This window comes from Flagellimonas hymeniacidonis (genome assembly GCF_008040165.1).
Taxonomy (GTDB): Bacteria; Bacteroidota; Bacteroidia; order Flavobacteriales; family Flavobacteriaceae; genus Flagellimonas; species Flagellimonas hymeniacidonis.
Window position 1 is genome coordinate 240,867 of record NZ_VRUR01000001.1, and the last position, 17,696, is coordinate 258,562.

The following is a 17,696-nucleotide window of genomic DNA, read 5'->3' on the forward strand; positions in this document are numbered from 1 at the left end:
TTTAGAGTTTAATCAATTCATTTATCTTATTGGTTTTTAATTTACCTTTATTTGCAACCAACATTTTACCAAAGTTATGGGCACAAAGGAACAGCCACTCACCCCTAATGGATTTATAAAAACTTTATCCATTCTACACATGAGTTTAATTATGGGACCTATACTGTTTGGCACCGTAGTCTATTTCCAAACACAAAATGCCAGTTTAAATTTCTCTGATACTGATGACATCTACCTAATGATTGTTCCCATTGTTGCCGTTAGCTGCATTTTTTTAGGGAATTTTATTTTTAAACAATCTATTAGAAATATCCCGAAAACAATTGATCTAAGGCAAAAACTAGCTCGATTTCAGACTGCCTCTATCATCAAGTATGCTTTAGCCGAAGCGCCTGCCCTTTTTGGTGTTGTAGCATTTATGATAACAGGGAATATGGCATATCTGACCATATCCGTTGTTTTAATCCTTTATTTCTTTATGCTGAAACCCACCAAAGAGAAAATTGAAAGGTATCTGGATTTGAAAGGAGATGAAAAAAGCCAGTTTAATAGATTGAATGAGCCGTTACCTTAAATTGAAAGCTTACTTCAATTCTAATTTTTCGGCAAAATAATCGCAAAAATCCTTCATGGTTGCGGTCATTTTTTCATCTTGGGTTGCCTTCATAAAGGTATCCGCCATAGTAACCAAGGTCTGATGAAAAAAGATTTTCATCTCGTCAACAGGCATATCTTTGGTCCATAAGTCAATCTTTAAAGATTCCCTATTCTTACTGTCCCAAACAGAGAGCATCATGGCTTTGGCCTCCTCATCCTGTATTCCTCCATCTTGGGCAGACCAATTTAGTTCTTCTGGAACTCTATTTTCGTCCAACCCAACCGTCAATTTTATTTCTGAAGTATGTGCTACTGCCATTTATTTTCTTGGTTTGTAATTTGATTTCTTAAAAATTTCATCTGCAGGTAAACTTAAAAGCTGCTGCAAGCTTACATCATTCCTTTCCATAAAGGCCCTAACAATTTGCCATCCGATATAACGACCTACCCTACCCGGCGACTCACTGTCCAACTCTAACTGAAATTTTGAAAAGGGCGCTGTGTCTAAAAAACGTCTATCCAATTTTGCGTCAGTGCTATATAGTAATTCACGTTCCACAAAATAGCGCCAAATTTGCTCTTCATTAGCTTTAGACCATGCTATTTCTTCTGGAGTATATCCAATTTTTTGGGCATCAGAAATGGTAGGAAGTATATTATCTTTTAGGTAAAGCTCCTTACCATAATATACGATTCGGGACAAAAAGGACCGATTTCTTGGGTACTGCACTATTTTCTTTGTCAGAGCGCTGGTTATATCCGAGGTAAGAAATTGCTTGTCCAATCCTTTAGCAATATAACGCTGGATTCCTTTATAAAAATGATGGTCTTTACCCAAATAATTATCCAATCCCAATAGTAAAAGCGTATCTGTATAGATTATCCTATTATTATATCGCACATCAGAAGTCACGGTAACTACCTTTGGAACTTCAAAGGTTGGAAAGTAATAGCGCATATGCTTAAAAAGCGATGCTATATCCTCAGTTTCTTTAGTAAAATCACCAAAAGCCTTATTTACTTCTTCCGACAATTCTGTTTGAATGGTATCTGTAAGTTTTGCGATCCATATACTATCTGGAAACTGTTCTGGAAACAAATACGGATATTTTTCCTTCAAAGCAGGAATTTGTTCTGCAGTTGCAGTTGCAAACTCACGATCAAACCTGAACACTTCAAGGTCAACAGGGATTTTTGAAATCTCACTGGCGGTTTTATCTTCTCGTTTACACCCTGAAAGGGTAAGAAACATTACAAAAACCAGAAAGCCGTATGCATATGCATCAAAGTATTTTGACAAGCTCTTTATTTTTAGCACTGCAGCGTTTAAATTTACAGGGCACAAAGGTAAATTATTGAATTTAAAAAGTATAGCATGCAAACCGAAAAGGTAATAGATCATATTGTTAATTGGTTAAAAAATTATGCCACCAACGCAAACTGCAAGGGATTTGTCATAGGTGTTTCTGGGGGAATTGACTCTGCCGTAACCTCAACGCTCTGTGCTAAAACAGGTTTAGAGCTTTTATGTTTGGAGATGCCCATACATCAAGGCACAAACCAAGTTACAAGAGCGGATAACCATATTGGATGGCTAATGGATAACTTTTCCAACGTAAGCAGACAACCTGTTAACCTAACCCCGGTTTTCGATAGCTTGGTTGCAGCCTTACCGAAAGTTGAAAATGAAGAAGATAGATTTATGTCCCTCGCAAATACGCGTGCCAGGTTACGTATGACAACCTTATATTATTTTGCTGCTTTGGAGGGTTACTTAGTAGCCGGGACAGGAAATAAAGTAGAGGATTTTGGGGTAGGATTTTATACCAAGTATGGTGATGGTGGGGTAGATTTAAGCCCTATAGCCGATCTTTTAAAAACAGAAGTATATGAAATAGGTGGTACTCTGGGGGTTAACCAAGAAATTATGGATGCAGCTCCTACTGATGGGCTATGGGGAGATAGCCGAACAGACGAAGATCAGATTGGTGCTAGCTATCCAGAATTGGAGTGGGCAATGAAAATGGATGATGAGAAAAAGAGTGTTAGCGATTTTTCTGACAGAAAAAGAGAAGTATTCAGTATCTATAAAAAGTTTAATACTGCGAACAAACATAAGATGATTCCTATACCTATTTGTGAAATTCCTGCTCACTTAAAATGACCTTTTAACCTAGAAAACCCAGCTTAAAACGAAAAAAACCCCAGAAATTCTATGGTTTTAAGAAAAAAATTACAGTTTTACGTCCTCAAATTGTTAACTTGCTTGCCACGCCACGTAAGTAATTAAGTACTAAACAAACGAATAAAACTCAAACCAAATGATAAAAGTAATAATAGCTGACAATCATCCCATAGTTCGACTAGGCATTAAACAAGTGCTCGAAGCTAGCTCAGATATTGAGGTTATTGCTGATGTTTCAACAACCACGGAGTTGTTCGATACGTTAGACAAAGTTTCCCCAGATGTAGTAATGTTAGAAATGGATATTCCGGAAATAAACGGAATTGCTACCCTAAGAAAATTAAAACAAGAGTTTCCAAACGTTAAATCCCTTATGTATAGTGGACAATCTGAAGATGTCTATGCATTAAGTACCATTAGGGCAGGAGCATTTGGTTACCTATCGAAAACTGCTGATCTGGACTACGTAATTACAGCAGTAAGAAAAGTAAGTGAAGGCAATATGTTTATCACCAATGAATTGGCACAACGTCTTGCTTTTGATGAAGGAACCCAAAAACCACGAAGATTCTTTAGAAAATTATCTTCAAGAGAGGTAGAAGTTTTAAAACTTTTGGCCAGTGGAAAACGAAACAAAGAAGTTGCCGAGGGTCTAAACCTAAACGAAAAGACCGTTAGTACATACAAAGCACGTTTAATGAAAAAATTAAATGTGGACAACTTGGTCGATTTGTTGCAACAGGCAAAGGCGCTTGAGCTTTATTAAAATAGCCAGTACAAACTGATAAAAATCCCGGGCTTTATGTTTGGGATTTTTTGTTTTAGGAAAGTACCCTGTTCAATTTTGCATTCAATAATTTGTTTAGTTGTAGGTAATTCACAATTTCTTCCAATACTTCAGAATTATCCCCAACATTTCCTTCGGTACCTTTTTGCAACTTTTTAATTCGGTTTTTAATTAAATTACAACGTAAGGTAAGTATAGTTTCCCCCACCAATTGTGCAACACCTTGCCCTTTTTCTTTGGGGTAAATGTCCTTTCGCTCCCAATCATGTAGTACATAGCGCTCTTCTTCCATTAAAATTGAAGAAATTTCACTCACCATCGCCTGATCAAGATTTGCCAAGAACGAATTCACTTTAAATTCTTCATTCTCATTTAAATCCTCAATCAATTTATAATATATAATCTTAAATTGTTCATTCGTGAGTTCAATTTCGTCTTCTTGAAGATCCAAATACACTTTTTCGTAGACTTTGGCCTCAATAATCTCAGGTTCAAGGACTAAATCGCCCTCTTCATTTTCTTTGAGCACCAAATCTTCAAATTCTTGTTTCTGATTTCCATATAAGAGGAGCATTTCAATTATTTTTCGTTCCAACTCATATTGTACGTCAACCTTCTCAACAACTTGGTCATTTTTTACGACCTCAAAAGCCTTTTGCTCTTGTTTTTGTTTTTTGTTCGCATCAGCAACACCTTTTTTATCTATTTGTGCTAGCGTGTTATACAGTACTTCTTCTGAGATGTGCATTATTTTAGCACATTCTTGAATATAAATCTCCTTCTTTATACGATCTGGAATCTTGCTAATGCTATTGACAATGTCCCTAACTGTATCTGCTCTTTTTATAGGATCATTAGCAGCTTCCTCAGCTAAAAGAGAAGTCTTGAATTGAATAAAATCCTTTGCATTCTCTTCCAAATAAAGAACTAAATCCTCATAGGTGTTGTTCTTGGCAAAACTATCTGGATCTTCTCCTTCGGGGAAAGTACAAACCTTTACATTCATGCCCTGCTCCAAAATCAAATCAATTCCGCGAAGCGAAGCCCTTAAGCCCGCCGCATCCCCATCAAAAAGTACTGTTATATTCTTGGTAAGTCTGTTAATCAGTCTTATCTGTTCTGGTGTAAGTGCCGTACCACTAGAGGACACTACATTTTCAACACCGCTTTGATGCAATTGAATGACATCTGTATATCCTTCTACCAAATAGCAATTACCCTCCTTTGCAATGGATTGCTTAGCGTAGTAGATTCCATAAAGCACCTTACTTTTATGGTAAATGTCGCTTTCAGGGGAGTTTAAGTATTTGGCTGCTTTTTTATCATTAGTCAATATACGTCCCCCAAAACCAAGCACTCTTCCACTCATAGAGTGGATGGGGAACATGACCCTCCCTTTAAACCGGTCAAACTTTTTAGTTTCCCCTCCAGATTGTTCTTTGACAATAGTTAAACCTGTTTTCTCTAAGAATTCCAGTTTATATCCTTTGTCTATCGCTGTTTTGGTAAAAGCTTCCCACTCATCCAAACCATAGCCAAGTCCAAACTTTCTAATGATACCATCAGTAAAACCTCGTTCCTTAAAATAGGTAAGTCCTATGGCCTTCCCAGGCTCAGACTCCCAGAGGGTTTCCGTAAAGTATTTTTGAGCGTATTCCGAAACCAAATACATGCTTTCCCTCTCATTGGCCTGCTCTTTTTGCTCATCACTCTGCTCAGTCTCTTCAATCTCTATATTGTACTTTTTTGCCAAGTATTTTATAGCCTCTGGATAGGTAAAGTGCTCATGTTCCATTAAAAAGGCTACTACGTTGCCTCCTTTTCCACTGCTGAAATCCTTCCATATCTGTTTTACGGGAGAAACCATAAAACTAGGGGTACGCTCATCTGTAAAGGGGCTTAATCCCTTAAAATTAGAGCCCGATTTCTTCAACTGTACAAAATCCCCAATCACCTCCTCCAAACGGGCGGTTTCATATACTTGGTCAATGGTGGTTTTTGAAATCAATGCGATACTTTAAATAGCCTCTAAAGGTAACTAAAAAATGAAAAAATGATGGCCCTAGATTTACCCAAATTAAAAGAGAAAAGTCCCTTACAATTGTAAGGGACTTTTATTGATTATATTATTTTTTAAAAATATATCGGGTAATAAAAATTCCCTGTCCATCTTTATCTCCACCATCACTTTCGACAGCGCTGTTTACAAAGGCGAGTTCCCAACCATTGGCAACCATTTCATTGATCATTGAGGTTAACAAAGCATCGTTAGCTGCAATATTTTGAAAACGAATTCCGCCAATATTGTAAAAGTTCAATAATTTGGTTTCTTCAAAATTCTTTACACGGATGTTCCCTCTTTTAGACTTGTTTCTGGTATTGTCATCTTCGGTCTGCACACTGGTATACTCCCTGTAATCTTTATCTTCCAGCGCATTAATTATTCTAGATCTGCCCATTCCGTTCGGGACAATAGATTCTACACTTGTGATGACCTTAAATTCTTGGGCGCTAATACTAAGACTTGTGGATAGCACCAAACCGGCAACTACTAAAATTTTTTTCATGATATGTTTTTCTTTACTATACCAGAAAGACAGTCTCATTTTATAAAGGGTTGCATTTTGGGCAATAAAAAAACCCTTTGAATTATCAAAGGGTCTTGGAACTACAGAAATATTAAATTTTATTTCTTAAAAATATATCGGGTAATAAATATTCCCTGACCATCGCCTTTACCGCCTTCACTTTCCACAGCACTGGTCACAAAGGCCAATTCCCAGCCATTTGCAACCATATCGTTGATCATAGAAGTTAACAAAGCATCGTTAGCAGCGATATTCTGAAAACGAATTCCGCCAATATTGTAAAAGTTCAATAATTTGGTTTCCTCAAAATTCTTTACACGGATGTCACCACGTTTAGATTTGTTTCTGGTGTTGTCATCCTCAGTTTGGACACTGGTGTACTCCCTGTAATCTTTATCTTCCAGAGCATTTACAATTCTGGAACGCCCAAGACCGTTTGGCACAATGGACTCTACACTGGTAATAACCTTAAACTTTTGAGCACTCATTTCAACTGTAGCAGCTAGGGTTATCACTGCGATAAAAAAGATTTTTTTCATAATAGATTTTAATTGGTTAAATAAACTGTTAACTACTATATACGTATCAATTAGAGTATTATTGTTTCTTTGCAAAGAAAATGTTAACATATAATGCAGGGAATCGTTTATAAATCTACCGGAAGCTGGTATACCGTTAAATCGGATGAGGGTAGTTTTTATGAATGCCGCATAAAAGGTAAATTTAGAATTAAGGGTATAAAAAGTACCAATCCGGTGGCTGTAGGGGACAGAGTAGTTTTTGATTTAGATAAAATTGGCGATGAAACCACAGCCGTGATTTCAGAAATAAAAGAGCGGAAAAATTACATTATTCGTAAATCGGTAAACCTATCCAAACAAACACATATCATTGCCGCCAATCTAGATCAGGTTTTTTTGTTGATTACCCTAAACAATCCACAAACCTTCACCAGCTTTATTGATCGGTTTCTAGTAACTGCTGAAGCCTATGAAATTCCTGTGGTTCTTTTGTTTAACAAGATGGATGTATATGACAAAGATGAAAAGGCAGAAGTGGGCTATTTGGCGCAGTTGTATAGAAATATAGGATATCACTGTATTGAAATAGCAGCTAAGGAAGGAGATAATGTAGAATTGGTTAAAGATTTGATGGTTAATAAAACAAGCATGTTTGCTGGGCATTCAGGTGTAGGTAAATCCACTCTGGTCAATGCACTGCAACCAGGACTAAAACTAAAAACCGCAGAAATTTCTGGGCAACATCTCCAAGGACAGCACACCACAACTTTCGCAGAAATGTATGACCTGTCTTTCGGCGCAAGAATAATTGATACCCCTGGTATCAAGGGTTTTGGTATTGTTGATATGGAACAGTATGAGATTGGAGACTATTTTCCAGAGTTTTTTGCCTTAAAATCCAGATGCAAGTTTAATAATTGCAGACATTTAGATGAACCCAAATGTGCTATAAAAGCTGCATTGGAAGTAGATGAAATCGCTTGGAGCAGGTATAAAAGTTATGTGCAAATGATTACTGGAGAAGAGGAGAATTACAGAACGGATATTTATAAAGAATAAGAATTGAGAGCGGTAATACAAAGAGTTTCCAGGGCTAGCGTGACTGTGGACCACAAATTGGTTTCAAGTATTGGGAATGGTCTTCTTGTGTTATTAGGGATTGAAGATGCAGATGGCAAAGAAGATATTGAATGGTTATCAAAAAAAATAGTGAACCTCCGCATTTTTAATGATGAAGAGGGTATTATGAACTGTTCCATTCTAGATACAAATGGAGACATGATTGTAGTAAGTCAGTTTACGCTTCATGCATTAACTAAAAAAGGAAATAGACCTTCATATATCAAAGCATCCAAACCGGAAATTGCCATACCCCTTTATGAAGTCTTTGTCCAAAAAATTGAAGAAGCTTTAGGAAAAACAGTAGGTACGGGTGTTTTTGGTGCCGATATGAAAGTTGATTTACTGAATGATGGGCCAGTAACCATACTAATAGACACAAAACATAAGGAATAATAGTCTTTTAACGAATTTGTTTTTTTCTTTTGTAAGAAATGTACCATTTTAGTGTTAACTTATTTAACCGACCAATCTTAATGCGTTTTCTTACTTTTTCTCTGCTCCTTTTAAGTATACACTTTTCGTTTTCGCAAGATTTTAATTTTAGCGCAATCCCGAAGGAACTCCTCAATAATTCCAACGCAGTCTATCGTTGGGATGAAATTGCTGTAAAAGTAAATTCCATAGATAAAATGGAGTACACCATTAAAAAAGTTGTCACTGTTCTAAATAAACATGGTAATCGTCACGCATACTTGGGAAAATACTTCGATGAACAAACTAAAATCACCAACATTGGCGCAGTTATATATGATAGTTTTGGAAATAAGATAGATCAGATTAAGAAAAATGACTTTTCAACAAGAAGTGCTGTAGATGGTTTCTCACTTTATCTGGATGATAAGCTAATGTATTATAATTACACACCTATACAATATCCATATACCATCGAGTTTGAATGCCAAATAGAGACTTCAGATACCGGTGCGGTTCCACAGTGGTATTTTTTATCAGGTTACCTAACTAGTGTTGAATATAGCAAGTACACCATTACCTATCCCTCGAAAAAATTTAGACCGAATATAAAAGAGAAAAATCTTGATGGATTTGAGCTTTTAAAAACAGAGAAATTCAACAATATAACCTATGAAGCTCGCAATATACAATCCATAAAAAAGGAAGAACTCTGCCCATCATTTAATGAAATAGCTCCGATACTATCAGTTAGACTCCCAGAATTTAGTTTTAAAGGAATACAAGCCAAAGTAAACAGTTGGAAAGAAATGGGGGATTGGATCAATGAAGAATTGCTTAAAGGTAGATTGGAACTTTCTCAAGGAACTGTTGAAACAGCAAAATCACTTGTCCGAGACATTGACGATGATTTGGAAAAAGCTAAAATTATTTACAGTTATGTTCAAGACAACACACGATACATTAGTGTACAAGTTGGGATAGGGGGATTCCAACCAATAAGTGCGATTGAGGTGGACAAGGTTAAATATGGTGATTGCAAGGGTCTCTCCAATTACACAAGGGCCTTATTAAGTGCTGTTGAGGTAGAATCTTACTATGTTCATGTTGAGGCAGGCGATGAAAAAATCGATTTTGAAGATGACTTTCCGGATCTGCTCCAGGGAAACCATGCCATAGTTGCAATTCCTTATAAAGGGCAGTATTATTGGATTGATTGCACCTCCCAAGTGCATCCTTTCGGGTTTCTAGGAGATTTTACAGATGGGCGTAAAGTTCTAGTTGTAAAACCAAATGAAAGCGAACTGGTCACAACTACTTCTTACCTTAACAGTGAAAATCTTAAAAGAACAAGTGCCAAAGTCAATTTGGATTCTCTAGGGGGACTAGAAGGTACAGTTTCAGTCCAAACTCAAGGAATCAAATATGATCAGCATTTTTATTTGGAAGGAAAAACTAAAAAACAAGTAGCAGATTATTATAAGAACTATTGGGGTAATGTGAACAACTTGCAATTGGAATCCTATAGTTTTGAAAATGATAGGGACAGTATAGTTTTCAAGGAAAAACTAAATATTGAAGCATCAAATTATGCCAACAAAAGTGGAGAACGATTGTTGTTTGGAATAAATCCATTTAACAAAAACCGGTCCTTGCCCAAAAGGTACAGAAAGCGAAATTCTCCGTTTGTGATTCAACGTGGTTTTTTGGATGAAGCTGAGTTCGAAATCAAACTTCCGGAAGGTTTTGACATAGAGGCCATACCACAATCTTTGCATATTGAAAACGAATTTGGCACATATAAAGTGTCTGTTGAGGAGCTGGAAAATGCAAATACACTTTTATATAAGAGGTACTTTTTAGTAAAGCACGGCAAATTCCCAAAGGAAAAGTATAAAACGTATAGAGAATTTCAAAAAGAAGTTCTTAAAATGGACAACGCCCAAGTTGTATTAGTAAAAACAAAAACTAACTAAAACAATATCATGAAAGTTAATCACCTCATTATTTTAATCTTAATGGTGAACCTTGGTTTGGCCCAAGAGGTAAAATTTGAAAAAGTATCCAAAGAAATGCTTGAGGAAAAATTTTATGTAAAAGACTCCTCTGCTTCAGCAGTAGTTCTTGCTAGAAAAGTAAGAATATACTATGACTATAAACAAAAGTCAGGTTTTCAAGTTATTCGGAGCGTAAAGGAGCGGATTAAAATATACAATAAAAGCGGTTTTGGTTATGCTACAATAAAAGAGCGTCTTTATAAAGGTAGTGGAGCTAAAGAGAGTATTGGAAGTTTAAAAGGGAATACGTATAATTTAGAGAACGGACAAATTGTAAAATCAAAGATAAAGGGGTCAGAGATATTCGTTTCGTCACTCTCAAAATATAGAAATGAAGAAAAGTTTACAATGCCCAATGTAAAGGAAGGCAGCATTTTAGAATATGAATACCGTATAACATCTCCATATGCTTATTATATTGATGAAATACCTTTTCAATACTATATACCGATTCAAGAAGAAGAGGTTTCCGTTTCAATTCCTGAATATTTTAACTTTAAGACAGCCGTTAGAGGGTATCTTCCTGTATCGCCAGTTATCAGCTCAAAATCTGCCAAAATCAGTTTCACCTCAAAGTCCAGAGCCAATCAGGGTTTACCAGTTTCTGAAGGTAATAATAGTAATACTATGTACTATACAATTAACACCTCTACCTTTTATATGAAAGACGTGCCAGCGTTACAAAGAGAACTTTATGTAAACAATATGAACAACTATCGATCCGCAATCAAGTATGAATTGCAGTTTGTTAAATATCCCAATTCTCCTCCCGAGGAATATGCCACTACTTGGGAAAAGGTGATTAAAAAGATTTACAAAAATCAAAATTTTGGAAATCAGATTGAAGCTACTAGATTCTTGAGAGAGGACGTTCAATCCATTATCAATGGCATGGTTGATAATCAGCAGAAGACAAAGGCAATTTTTCAACATGTTCAAAATCGAATGAGTTGGAATGGGATTTATGGGAAATACTCCAATAAAGGCGTCAAGAATGCCTACAAGGATAAAACAGGAAATGTAGGGGATATCAATTTACTTTTGGTCGCCATGTTGAAAGAAGCTGGATTGAATGCAAATCCTGTTTTAGTAAGCACTAGGAATCATGGTGTTCCTTTATTTCCAACTAGGGAAGGATTCAATTATGTTGTAGCATCTGTAGAGGAAGGTGATCAAATCATCCTATTGGATGCCTGCAATAAATATACTAATGTCAATCTGCTGCCTACCAAAGCATTAAACTGGTTTGGTAGGGTTGTATATGAAGATGGGGCTTCAGAAAAAATCTCAATGTTTCCAAAGACGAATTCCAAACAGATGAGCATGATGAACGTAAACTTAAAACCCAATGGCGATATCGATGGTAAGCTTCGTAAAAATTACACTGGTCAGAATGCATATTTGTATAGAAACTCATACAACCAAATAGACCAAGAAAGTTATTTAGAAAAAGTAGAAAATGACCACGGAGGAATGGAAATTTCCAATTATGCTGTAAAAAATAAAACAGATTTAAGTAAGCCTATTGTAGAGAGTTACGATTTTTATTTAGAAAGTCAAGCTGAGGTAATAAATGATAAGATTTATTTTTCACCTATGTTTTTCGATACAGAAAAAGAAAATCCTTTTAAACTCGATAAAAGGGATTATCCAATAGATTTCGCCCATCCTTGGCAACGACGATATATTGTAAACATAGCTATTCCTGATGGTTATGAGGTTATTTCCTTGCCCGAGAACTTAATCATGACCTTACCCGAAAACCTAGGCGCTTTCAGTTACAAATTAGGAAAAAGAGGCAATACGTTACAGCTTAAAACAGATATTCAATTCAATACAGCAATAATCGCTCCCCAAGATTATGCAGGCGTTAAAGAATTGTATAAAAAAATGATCGAAAAAGAGACGGAAAAAGTAGTTTTGTCCAAAATCTAAATTATGGACATCCAAAACGCCCAGCAAGCCGTTGATGAATGGATAAAAAACCATGGGGTTCGCTATTTTAATGAATTGACCAATATGGCCCAACTTACAGAAGAAGTGGGTGAAGTGGCCAGAATCATTGCAAGACGATATGGGGAACAAAGCGAAAAAGAGTCGGATAAGACCAAAGATCTCGGTGAAGAACTTGCAGATGTACTTTTTGTAGTCCTCTGTTTGGCAAATCAAACCGGAATAGATTTACAGAAATCATTTGACCAAAAATTGGAGTTAAAAACCAAGCGGGATCATGACCGCCATCAAAATAATAAAAAGCTCAAATAGATTATCTTTGAGCTTTTATTTTTTCAGGACAACTTATAAAGAATTCAGCTTTTGAAACTCCAACTTTCCTACCCAAAAAAACCATTAATCAATAAAGCAATAAAAATCACTGGCTCCAAAAGTGAAACCAATCGTTCCTTATTGCTTCAAGCACTTTTCCCAAATGTGAACATTGAAAACCTTTCCAATTCAGATGATGGAGCAGTAATGCAAAAAGGCTTAAAAACGGTATCTGGGGAAGTAGACATACATCATGCAGGAACAGCAATGCGATTTTTAACGGCTTATTTCGCCTCACAAGAAGGTAAAAAGGTTGTACTTACTGGATCTAAGCGTATGCAGGAACGCCCCATTAAAGTATTGGTTGAGGCGCTTAGGGAATTGGGTGCAGAAATTGATTATGTAAAAGAACGAGGATACCCACCAATAAAAATTACAGGGAAAAAATTGGATAAAAGCAAGGTTTCATTGCCGGCCAATATCAGCAGTCAATATATTTCTGCCTTGCTCTTAATAGCGCCTAGTCTTGAAAACGGGTTGGAAGTAGAGCTAGTGGGTAAAATAACCTCAGTTCCATATATTAAAATGACTTTGGCACTACTAGAGCAAATAGGGGTCAACACCCAATTTGAAGGAAATACCATAAAAATAGATACTAAAAACCAGGTAGAAAAGACCACTTTGGTTGTAGAATCCGATTGGAGTTCTGCGAGTTATTTTTACAGTATTGTGGCATTGTGTGAAGTAGGTACAGAAATTAAACTCTCTTCCTACAAGGAGAATTCGCTACAAGGAGATAGTGTTTTGGAAGAAATTTATAGAGATTTTGGTGTAGAAACTTCGTTTTCAGCAAATGAGATTACCATTGTAAAAACAGCACATCCTCAATTGCCCACTATCACTTATGACCTTTCCAATGCTCCGGACATTGCCCAAACAATGGCAGTGACTTGTCTTGGTTTGGGAATGGGTTGTCATCTTACAGGTTTGCATACACTTCCTATAAAAGAAACGGATCGTTTGGCCGCATTAAAAACCGAACTAACAAAGTTGGGTGCAAAAGTTGCCACCGATGCAGAAAGTATTACAATCAAGCCTACAAAAGCAATCACTTCTGGAGTTGCTATTGACACCTATCACGATCATAGAATGGCCATGGCATTTGCGCCCTTGGCTTTAAGAACAACTTTGGTGATCAATGATGCCATGGTAGTTTCAAAATCCTATCCAGACTATTGGAAGGATCTTGGAATACTTGGTTTTGTTGAAGAAGAACTGTAATTCGCATTTAATTGTCAAATTACTTGACATCCCCTATCCCGAGATTGTATATTTGCCCTCTTTAAAAATATCCAAAAAAACGTTACATGAAATTATCAAACTTCAGTTTTGAATTACCCAAAGAATTATTGGCAGAATATCCCGCTGAAAATAGGGATGAATCCAAACTTATGGTGATTCATAGAGAATCTGGAAAGATTGAGCATAAAATGTTCAAAGACCTTATCAACTATTTTGATGAAGGAGATGTCATGGCGTTGAATAACACCAAGGTTTTTCCGGCCAGATTATATGGAAACAAAGAAAAAACTGGAGCCAGGATTGAAGTCTTTTTATTAAGAGAGCTAAATCAAGAGCAACGTCTTTGGGATGTTTTGGTAGATCCAGCCAGGAAAATAAGAATTGGAAACAAACTGTATTTTGGAGATGATGAAAGTTTGGTTGCCGAGGTAATTGACAATACAACCTCTAGAGGAAGAACGTTGCGTTTCCTTTACGACGGGTCCTATACCGATTTTAGAAGAAAACTTCGCGAATTGGGTGAAACACCTCTACCAAAATATATTAAGCGAGGTGTAGAGCCAGAAGATGAGGAGCGATATCAAACCATATATGCAAAACACGAAGGTGCTGTTGCAGCCCCTACTGCTGGACTTCATTTTTCTAAGCACTTATTAAAAAGATTGGAAATAAAAGGCGTTAAATTTGCAGAAGTTACCCTGCACGTTGGTCTGGGAACCTTCAATCCTGTAGAAGTTGAAGATTTATCCAAACATAAAATGGATAGTGAAGAACTGGTTATCGATGAAAAAGCAACTGAGATCATCAATAACGCTAAGCAAGAAAAAAGACGTATTTGTGCCGTTGGAACTACTGTAATGCGTGGTTTGGAAAGTGCTGTGTCCTCCGGACATACCTTAAACACCTTTGAAGGATGGACAAATAAATTCATATTTCCCCCTTACGAATTTAGCATTGCCAATTGCATGATCACCAATTTTCATTTGCCAAAATCCACACTTTTGATGATGGTTTCAGCATTTATTGGACATGATCTTATGAAAAAAGCGTACAAGCAAGCTATTTTAGAAGGGTATCGTTTTTACTCCTACGGAGATGCAATGCTAATAATTTAATATAAAAGCTACTACCATATTAAAATCCCGTTTGATTGATCAAATCAACGGGATTTTTTCTTGACTATCTTTAGCCAGTGGAAATTAAAAAGAAAGACATACGGGCCCTTACCAAAGAACAATTGCGCGACTTTTTTGTCAGCGAAGGTGATAAGGCTTTTCGTGGTAATCAAGTTTATGAATGGTTATGGCAAAAATCCGCACATTCGTTCGATTCCATGACCAATATCTCTAAAGAAACCAGGGAGATGTTGGAAAATAACTTTGTTATTAACCACATCAAAGTAGATCAGATGCAACGTAGTAGCGATGGTACCATTAAAAATGCGGTTAGGCTTCATGATGATTTGGTTGTAGAATCAGTGCTAATTCCCACAGCAACAAGAACCACAGCTTGCGTATCGAGCCAAGTAGGCTGCAGTTTGGACTGCAGGTTTTGTGCCACGGCACGATTAAAAAGAATGCGCAATCTAAATCCAGATGAAATATATGATCAGGTGGTAGCCATTGACAATGAAAGTCGATTGTATTTTGATAGACCCTTAAGTAACATTGTTTTTATGGGAATGGGAGAACCACTAATGAATTACAATAATGTACTTAAGGCAATTGAAAAAATCACCTCACCAGAAGGGCTGGGAATGTCACCTAAGCGAATTATCGTTTCCACATCCGGAGTTCCTAAAATCATCAAAAAAATGGCTGATGAAGAGGTTAAATTTGGTTTGGCAGTATCATTGCATTCCGCAATAGATGAAGTCCGCACCTCTATAATGCCCTTTAACGCTACTTTCCCCTTAAAAGATTTGCGTGAAGCACTGCAATATTGGTATAGTAAAACCAAAAACAGAATAACTTACGAATATGTAGTATGGGAAGGCATCAATGATACGCAAGAAGCTGCAAACGCCCTATTCAAGTTTTGCAAGTTTGCTCCATCAAAAGTGAATTTAATCGAATACAATCCTATTGATGACGGCGAATTTCAACAGGCTTCCAACGATGCTGTAGAGATGTACCAAAACACTTTAGAGAAAAATGGAATTACCGTTACCGTAAGAAGGTCTCGTGGTAAAGATATTGATGCTGCTTGTGGTCAATTGGCCAATAAGCGCTAGATTATAATACAGACTAATTGTTAGAATAGCCTTATTTCTTTTCTAAGACATATTTGTAAAACCCAACATCATTTTTATTGGCTGATAAAGTCAATGTATTCTTATTTATGGTATAGTTATACGTTCCATTTAAAATTAAGTTCCAATCAAAATCAGCAGTCCATATATTTTTGTCAGTAAATTGAATAGTATTGTTTTCCACCTTATATGTTCCGTTTCCTCCGGCTGGAAATCTATCGGTCCCTGTTGTGCTTGAAAACTGATCTTCACTGAAAGAAACTTCTACCGGGTTTGAAAAAGTTTCATCATTTTTATATTCCACAGTGAACGTACCTTCATAATTGCCCTCCAATGTTGTCAAAAAATCATCATTACTTTTTCCACAGCTTAAAACACATATGAAAAACCCAACAAATAAGATTGATTTAAACCTTAATTCCATCTTCTTTCTTTAATTCAAAGATGTAAAACTTCAGTCAAAGTTGCGTGATGTCATCATCATTAAAGAAGTTACTCTATTTTGCAAATTATCGATGGTTTTGTACTAGTGTCCTAAAACTTGAAACTTCCAAGGGTGAACTCTGTCATTTTCCCTACTTTTAGACATTGAAAACCAAATTCACCAAAGGCCGATTGTATTGAAGGTAGTTTCGCAGATTAGAGAGCCCATTGAGCATGAAATGGAACTTTTTGAAGAGAAGTTCCTAAAATCCATGTCTTCCAAAGTGGCCCTGTTTAACAGAATTACATACTACATTGTTAACAGAAAAGGGAAGCAAATGCGACCTATGTTTGTGTTTCTTACTGCCAAATTGATCAATGGGGGTAGTGTGAATGATAGAACCTTCTGTGGTGCATCTATTATTGAATTGATTCATACCGCAAGTTTGGTACATGATGATGTGGTGGACGATAGTCATAAAAGAAGAGGCTTTTTTTCCATCAATGCCCTTTGGAAAAACAAAATAGCCGTTTTGGTTGGAGATTTTCTTTTTTCAAAAGGCGTTTTAGTGGCTTTGGAAAATAAGGATTATGACCTATTGCATATCATTTCCAATGCGGTTAGGGACATGAGCGAAGGAGAATTGCTTCAGATTGAAAAAGCACGCCTTTTAGACATCACTGAAGAGGTGTATTATGATATCATTCGGCAAAAAACAGCTACTTTAATTGCAGCTTGTTGCAGTATGGGTGCTTGCTCAGTAAAACCAGATTCCGAACATGTGGAAACCTTTAGAAAATTTGGAGAGCTCTGTGGAATGGCATTCCAAATTAAAGATGACCTTTTTGACTACGGAGCTGAAAAGATTGGAAAACCCACCGGGATAGATATTAAGGAGCAGAAAATGACACTCCCTTTGATTTATGTGTTAAATGAGAGCGATAAAGAAAAAAAACGTTGGTTGATCAACTCCATCAAAAACCATAACAAAGATAAAAAGCGGGTAAAAGAAGTGATTGCATACGTAAAAGAAAAAGGTGGATTAGAATATGCAGTAACCAAAATGCTTGCCTTTAAAGATGAAGCTTTAGCGTTATTGGAAAATTATCCAGATTCTGATTATAAGAGTGCACTTATCCTTATGGTCAACTATGTTGTGGATCGTAAAAAATAGAATAGCTACACT

At 36.4% G+C, this 17,696-nt stretch carries 18 protein-coding genes; 12 read left to right on the plus strand and 6 right to left on the minus strand.

From position 1 onward, the window contains the following. Positions 1 to 139: 139 nt before the first annotated feature. Complete coding sequence (locus FVB32_RS01125; protein WP_147740751.1) at positions 140 to 574, plus strand: hypothetical protein; 435 nt, start codon at positions 140 to 142, stop codon at positions 572 to 574. 9 nt (positions 575 to 583) lie between these two features. On the opposite strand, the gene gldC is transcribed toward FVB32_RS01125, so the two are convergent. After that, a complete protein-coding gene (gene gldC, locus FVB32_RS01130) occupies positions 584 to 916 on the minus strand; it encodes a gliding motility protein GldC (protein WP_147740752.1) in 333 nt (110 codons plus the stop codon). Further along, positions 917 to 1,906, minus strand: coding sequence for a gliding motility lipoprotein GldB (gene gldB, locus FVB32_RS01135; RefSeq protein ID WP_449401689.1), 990 nt, complete (start codon positions 1,904 to 1,906; stop codon positions 917 to 919). Positions 1,907 to 1,972: 66 nt separating this feature from the next. Here gldB and nadE point away from each other — a divergent pair, with 66 nt between their 5' ends. Next, positions 1,973 to 2,761: an NAD(+) synthase gene (nadE, locus tag FVB32_RS01140; RefSeq protein WP_147740754.1), complete on the plus strand. Its 789-nt coding sequence runs from the start codon at positions 1,973 to 1,975 to the stop codon at positions 2,759 to 2,761. 157 nt (positions 2,762 to 2,918) lie between these two features. After that, entirely contained in the window at positions 2,919 to 3,548 is a 630-nt protein-coding gene (locus tag FVB32_RS01145; RefSeq protein ID WP_147740755.1) for a response regulator, read from the plus strand. 55 nt (positions 3,549 to 3,603) lie between these two features. On the opposite strand, the gene dnaG is transcribed toward FVB32_RS01145, so the two are convergent. From dnaG to FVB32_RS01160, 3 genes are all read right to left on the minus strand, one after another. After that, positions 3,604 to 5,577: a DNA primase gene (gene dnaG / locus FVB32_RS01150; RefSeq protein ID WP_147740756.1), complete on the minus strand. Its 1,974-nt coding sequence runs from the start codon at positions 5,575 to 5,577 to the stop codon at positions 3,604 to 3,606. Positions 5,578 to 5,695: 118 nt separating this feature from the next. After that, positions 5,696 to 6,136, minus strand: coding sequence for a hypothetical protein (locus FVB32_RS01155; protein WP_147740757.1), 441 nt, complete (start codon positions 6,134 to 6,136; stop codon positions 5,696 to 5,698). 119 nt (positions 6,137 to 6,255) lie between these two features. Further along, positions 6,256 to 6,696 carry a hypothetical protein gene (locus FVB32_RS01160; protein WP_147740758.1) on the minus strand — a complete coding sequence of 147 codons (441 nt, stop codon included), beginning with the start codon at positions 6,694 to 6,696 and terminating at the stop codon, positions 6,256 to 6,258. Between the two features lie 93 nt (positions 6,697 to 6,789). On the opposite strand from FVB32_RS01160, the gene rsgA reads away from it, so the two are divergent. The 8 genes from rsgA (at position 6,790) to rlmN (ending at position 16,068) form a co-directional block, all read left to right on the plus strand. Continuing rightward, entirely contained in the window at positions 6,790 to 7,737 is a 948-nt protein-coding gene (gene rsgA / locus FVB32_RS01165; RefSeq protein ID WP_147740759.1) for a ribosome small subunit-dependent GTPase A, read from the plus strand. A 3-nt stretch (positions 7,738 to 7,740) separates the two neighbouring features. After that, entirely contained in the window at positions 7,741 to 8,193 is a 453-nt protein-coding gene (dtd, locus tag FVB32_RS01170; protein WP_147740760.1) for a D-aminoacyl-tRNA deacylase, read from the plus strand. An 80-nt stretch (positions 8,194 to 8,273) separates the two neighbouring features. Continuing rightward, the gene (locus tag FVB32_RS01175; protein WP_187269471.1) at positions 8,274 to 10,187 is read left to right on the plus strand and encodes a DUF3857 domain-containing transglutaminase family protein; all 1,914 of its coding nucleotides are present in this window, start codon (positions 8,274 to 8,276) and stop codon (positions 10,185 to 10,187) included. 9 nt (positions 10,188 to 10,196) lie between these two features. Continuing rightward, positions 10,197 to 12,203, plus strand: coding sequence for a transglutaminase domain-containing protein (locus FVB32_RS01180; protein ID WP_147740762.1), 2,007 nt, complete (start codon positions 10,197 to 10,199; stop codon positions 12,201 to 12,203). A gap of 3 nt (positions 12,204 to 12,206) precedes the next feature. Beyond that, on the plus strand, positions 12,207 to 12,533 hold the full coding sequence (locus FVB32_RS01185; protein ID WP_147740763.1) for a nucleotide pyrophosphohydrolase: 327 nt from the start codon (positions 12,207 to 12,209) through the stop codon (positions 12,531 to 12,533). A 51-nt stretch (positions 12,534 to 12,584) separates the two neighbouring features. Beyond that, complete coding sequence (gene aroA / locus FVB32_RS01190) at positions 12,585 to 13,814, plus strand: 3-phosphoshikimate 1-carboxyvinyltransferase (RefSeq protein ID WP_147740764.1); 1,230 nt, start codon at positions 12,585 to 12,587, stop codon at positions 13,812 to 13,814. A gap of 86 nt (positions 13,815 to 13,900) precedes the next feature. After that, a complete protein-coding gene (gene queA / locus FVB32_RS01195) occupies positions 13,901 to 14,950 on the plus strand; it encodes a tRNA preQ1(34) S-adenosylmethionine ribosyltransferase-isomerase QueA (protein WP_147740765.1) in 1,050 nt (349 codons plus the stop codon). A 77-nt stretch (positions 14,951 to 15,027) separates the two neighbouring features. Then, complete coding sequence (gene rlmN, locus FVB32_RS01200; RefSeq protein ID WP_147740766.1) at positions 15,028 to 16,068, plus strand: 23S rRNA (adenine(2503)-C(2))-methyltransferase RlmN; 1,041 nt, start codon at positions 15,028 to 15,030, stop codon at positions 16,066 to 16,068. A 31-nt stretch (positions 16,069 to 16,099) separates the two neighbouring features. Here the strand turns inward: rlmN and FVB32_RS01205 are convergent, their stop codons facing one another. Further along, positions 16,100 to 16,510 (minus strand): hypothetical protein, encoded by a 411-nt coding sequence (locus FVB32_RS01205; RefSeq protein ID WP_147740767.1) that lies wholly within the window; start codon positions 16,508 to 16,510, stop codon positions 16,100 to 16,102. 196 nt (positions 16,511 to 16,706) lie between these two features. Here FVB32_RS01205 and FVB32_RS01210 point away from each other — a divergent pair, with 196 nt between their 5' ends. Then, positions 16,707 to 17,684 (plus strand): polyprenyl synthetase family protein, encoded by a 978-nt coding sequence (locus FVB32_RS01210; protein ID WP_147740768.1) that lies wholly within the window; start codon positions 16,707 to 16,709, stop codon positions 17,682 to 17,684. Positions 17,685 to 17,696: the final 12 nt, after the last annotated feature.

Coding starts and splice junctions, on each gene's coding strand:
- FVB32_RS01145 (WP_147740755.1), top strand. CDS start 2,919: ATGATAAAAGTAATAATAGCTGACAATCATCCCATAGTTCGACTAGGC.
- FVB32_RS01185 (WP_147740763.1), top strand. CDS start 12,207: ATGGACATCCAAAACGCCCAGCAAGCCGTTGATGAATGGATAAAAAAC.
- queA (WP_147740765.1), top strand. CDS start 13,901: ATGAAATTATCAAACTTCAGTTTTGAATTACCCAAAGAATTATTGGCA.
- FVB32_RS01155 (WP_147740757.1), bottom strand. CDS start 6,136: ATGAAAAAAATTTTAGTAGTTGCCGGTTTGGTGCTATCCACAAGTCTT.
- FVB32_RS01160 (WP_147740758.1), bottom strand. CDS start 6,696: ATGAAAAAAATCTTTTTTATCGCAGTGATAACCCTAGCTGCTACAGTT.
- FVB32_RS01125 (WP_147740751.1), top strand. CDS start 140: ATGAGTTTAATTATGGGACCTATACTGTTTGGCACCGTAGTCTATTTC.
- FVB32_RS01175 (WP_187269471.1), top strand. CDS start 8,274: ATGCGTTTTCTTACTTTTTCTCTGCTCCTTTTAAGTATACACTTTTCG.
- nadE (WP_147740754.1), top strand. CDS start 1,973: ATGCAAACCGAAAAGGTAATAGATCATATTGTTAATTGGTTAAAAAAT.
- FVB32_RS01205 (WP_147740767.1), bottom strand. CDS start 16,510: ATGGAATTAAGGTTTAAATCAATCTTATTTGTTGGGTTTTTCATATGT.
- rsgA (WP_147740759.1), top strand. CDS start 6,790: ATGCAGGGAATCGTTTATAAATCTACCGGAAGCTGGTATACCGTTAAA.
- gldC (WP_147740752.1), bottom strand. CDS start 916: ATGGCAGTAGCACATACTTCAGAAATAAAATTGACGGTTGGGTTGGAC.
- FVB32_RS01180 (WP_147740762.1), top strand. CDS start 10,197: ATGAAAGTTAATCACCTCATTATTTTAATCTTAATGGTGAACCTTGGT.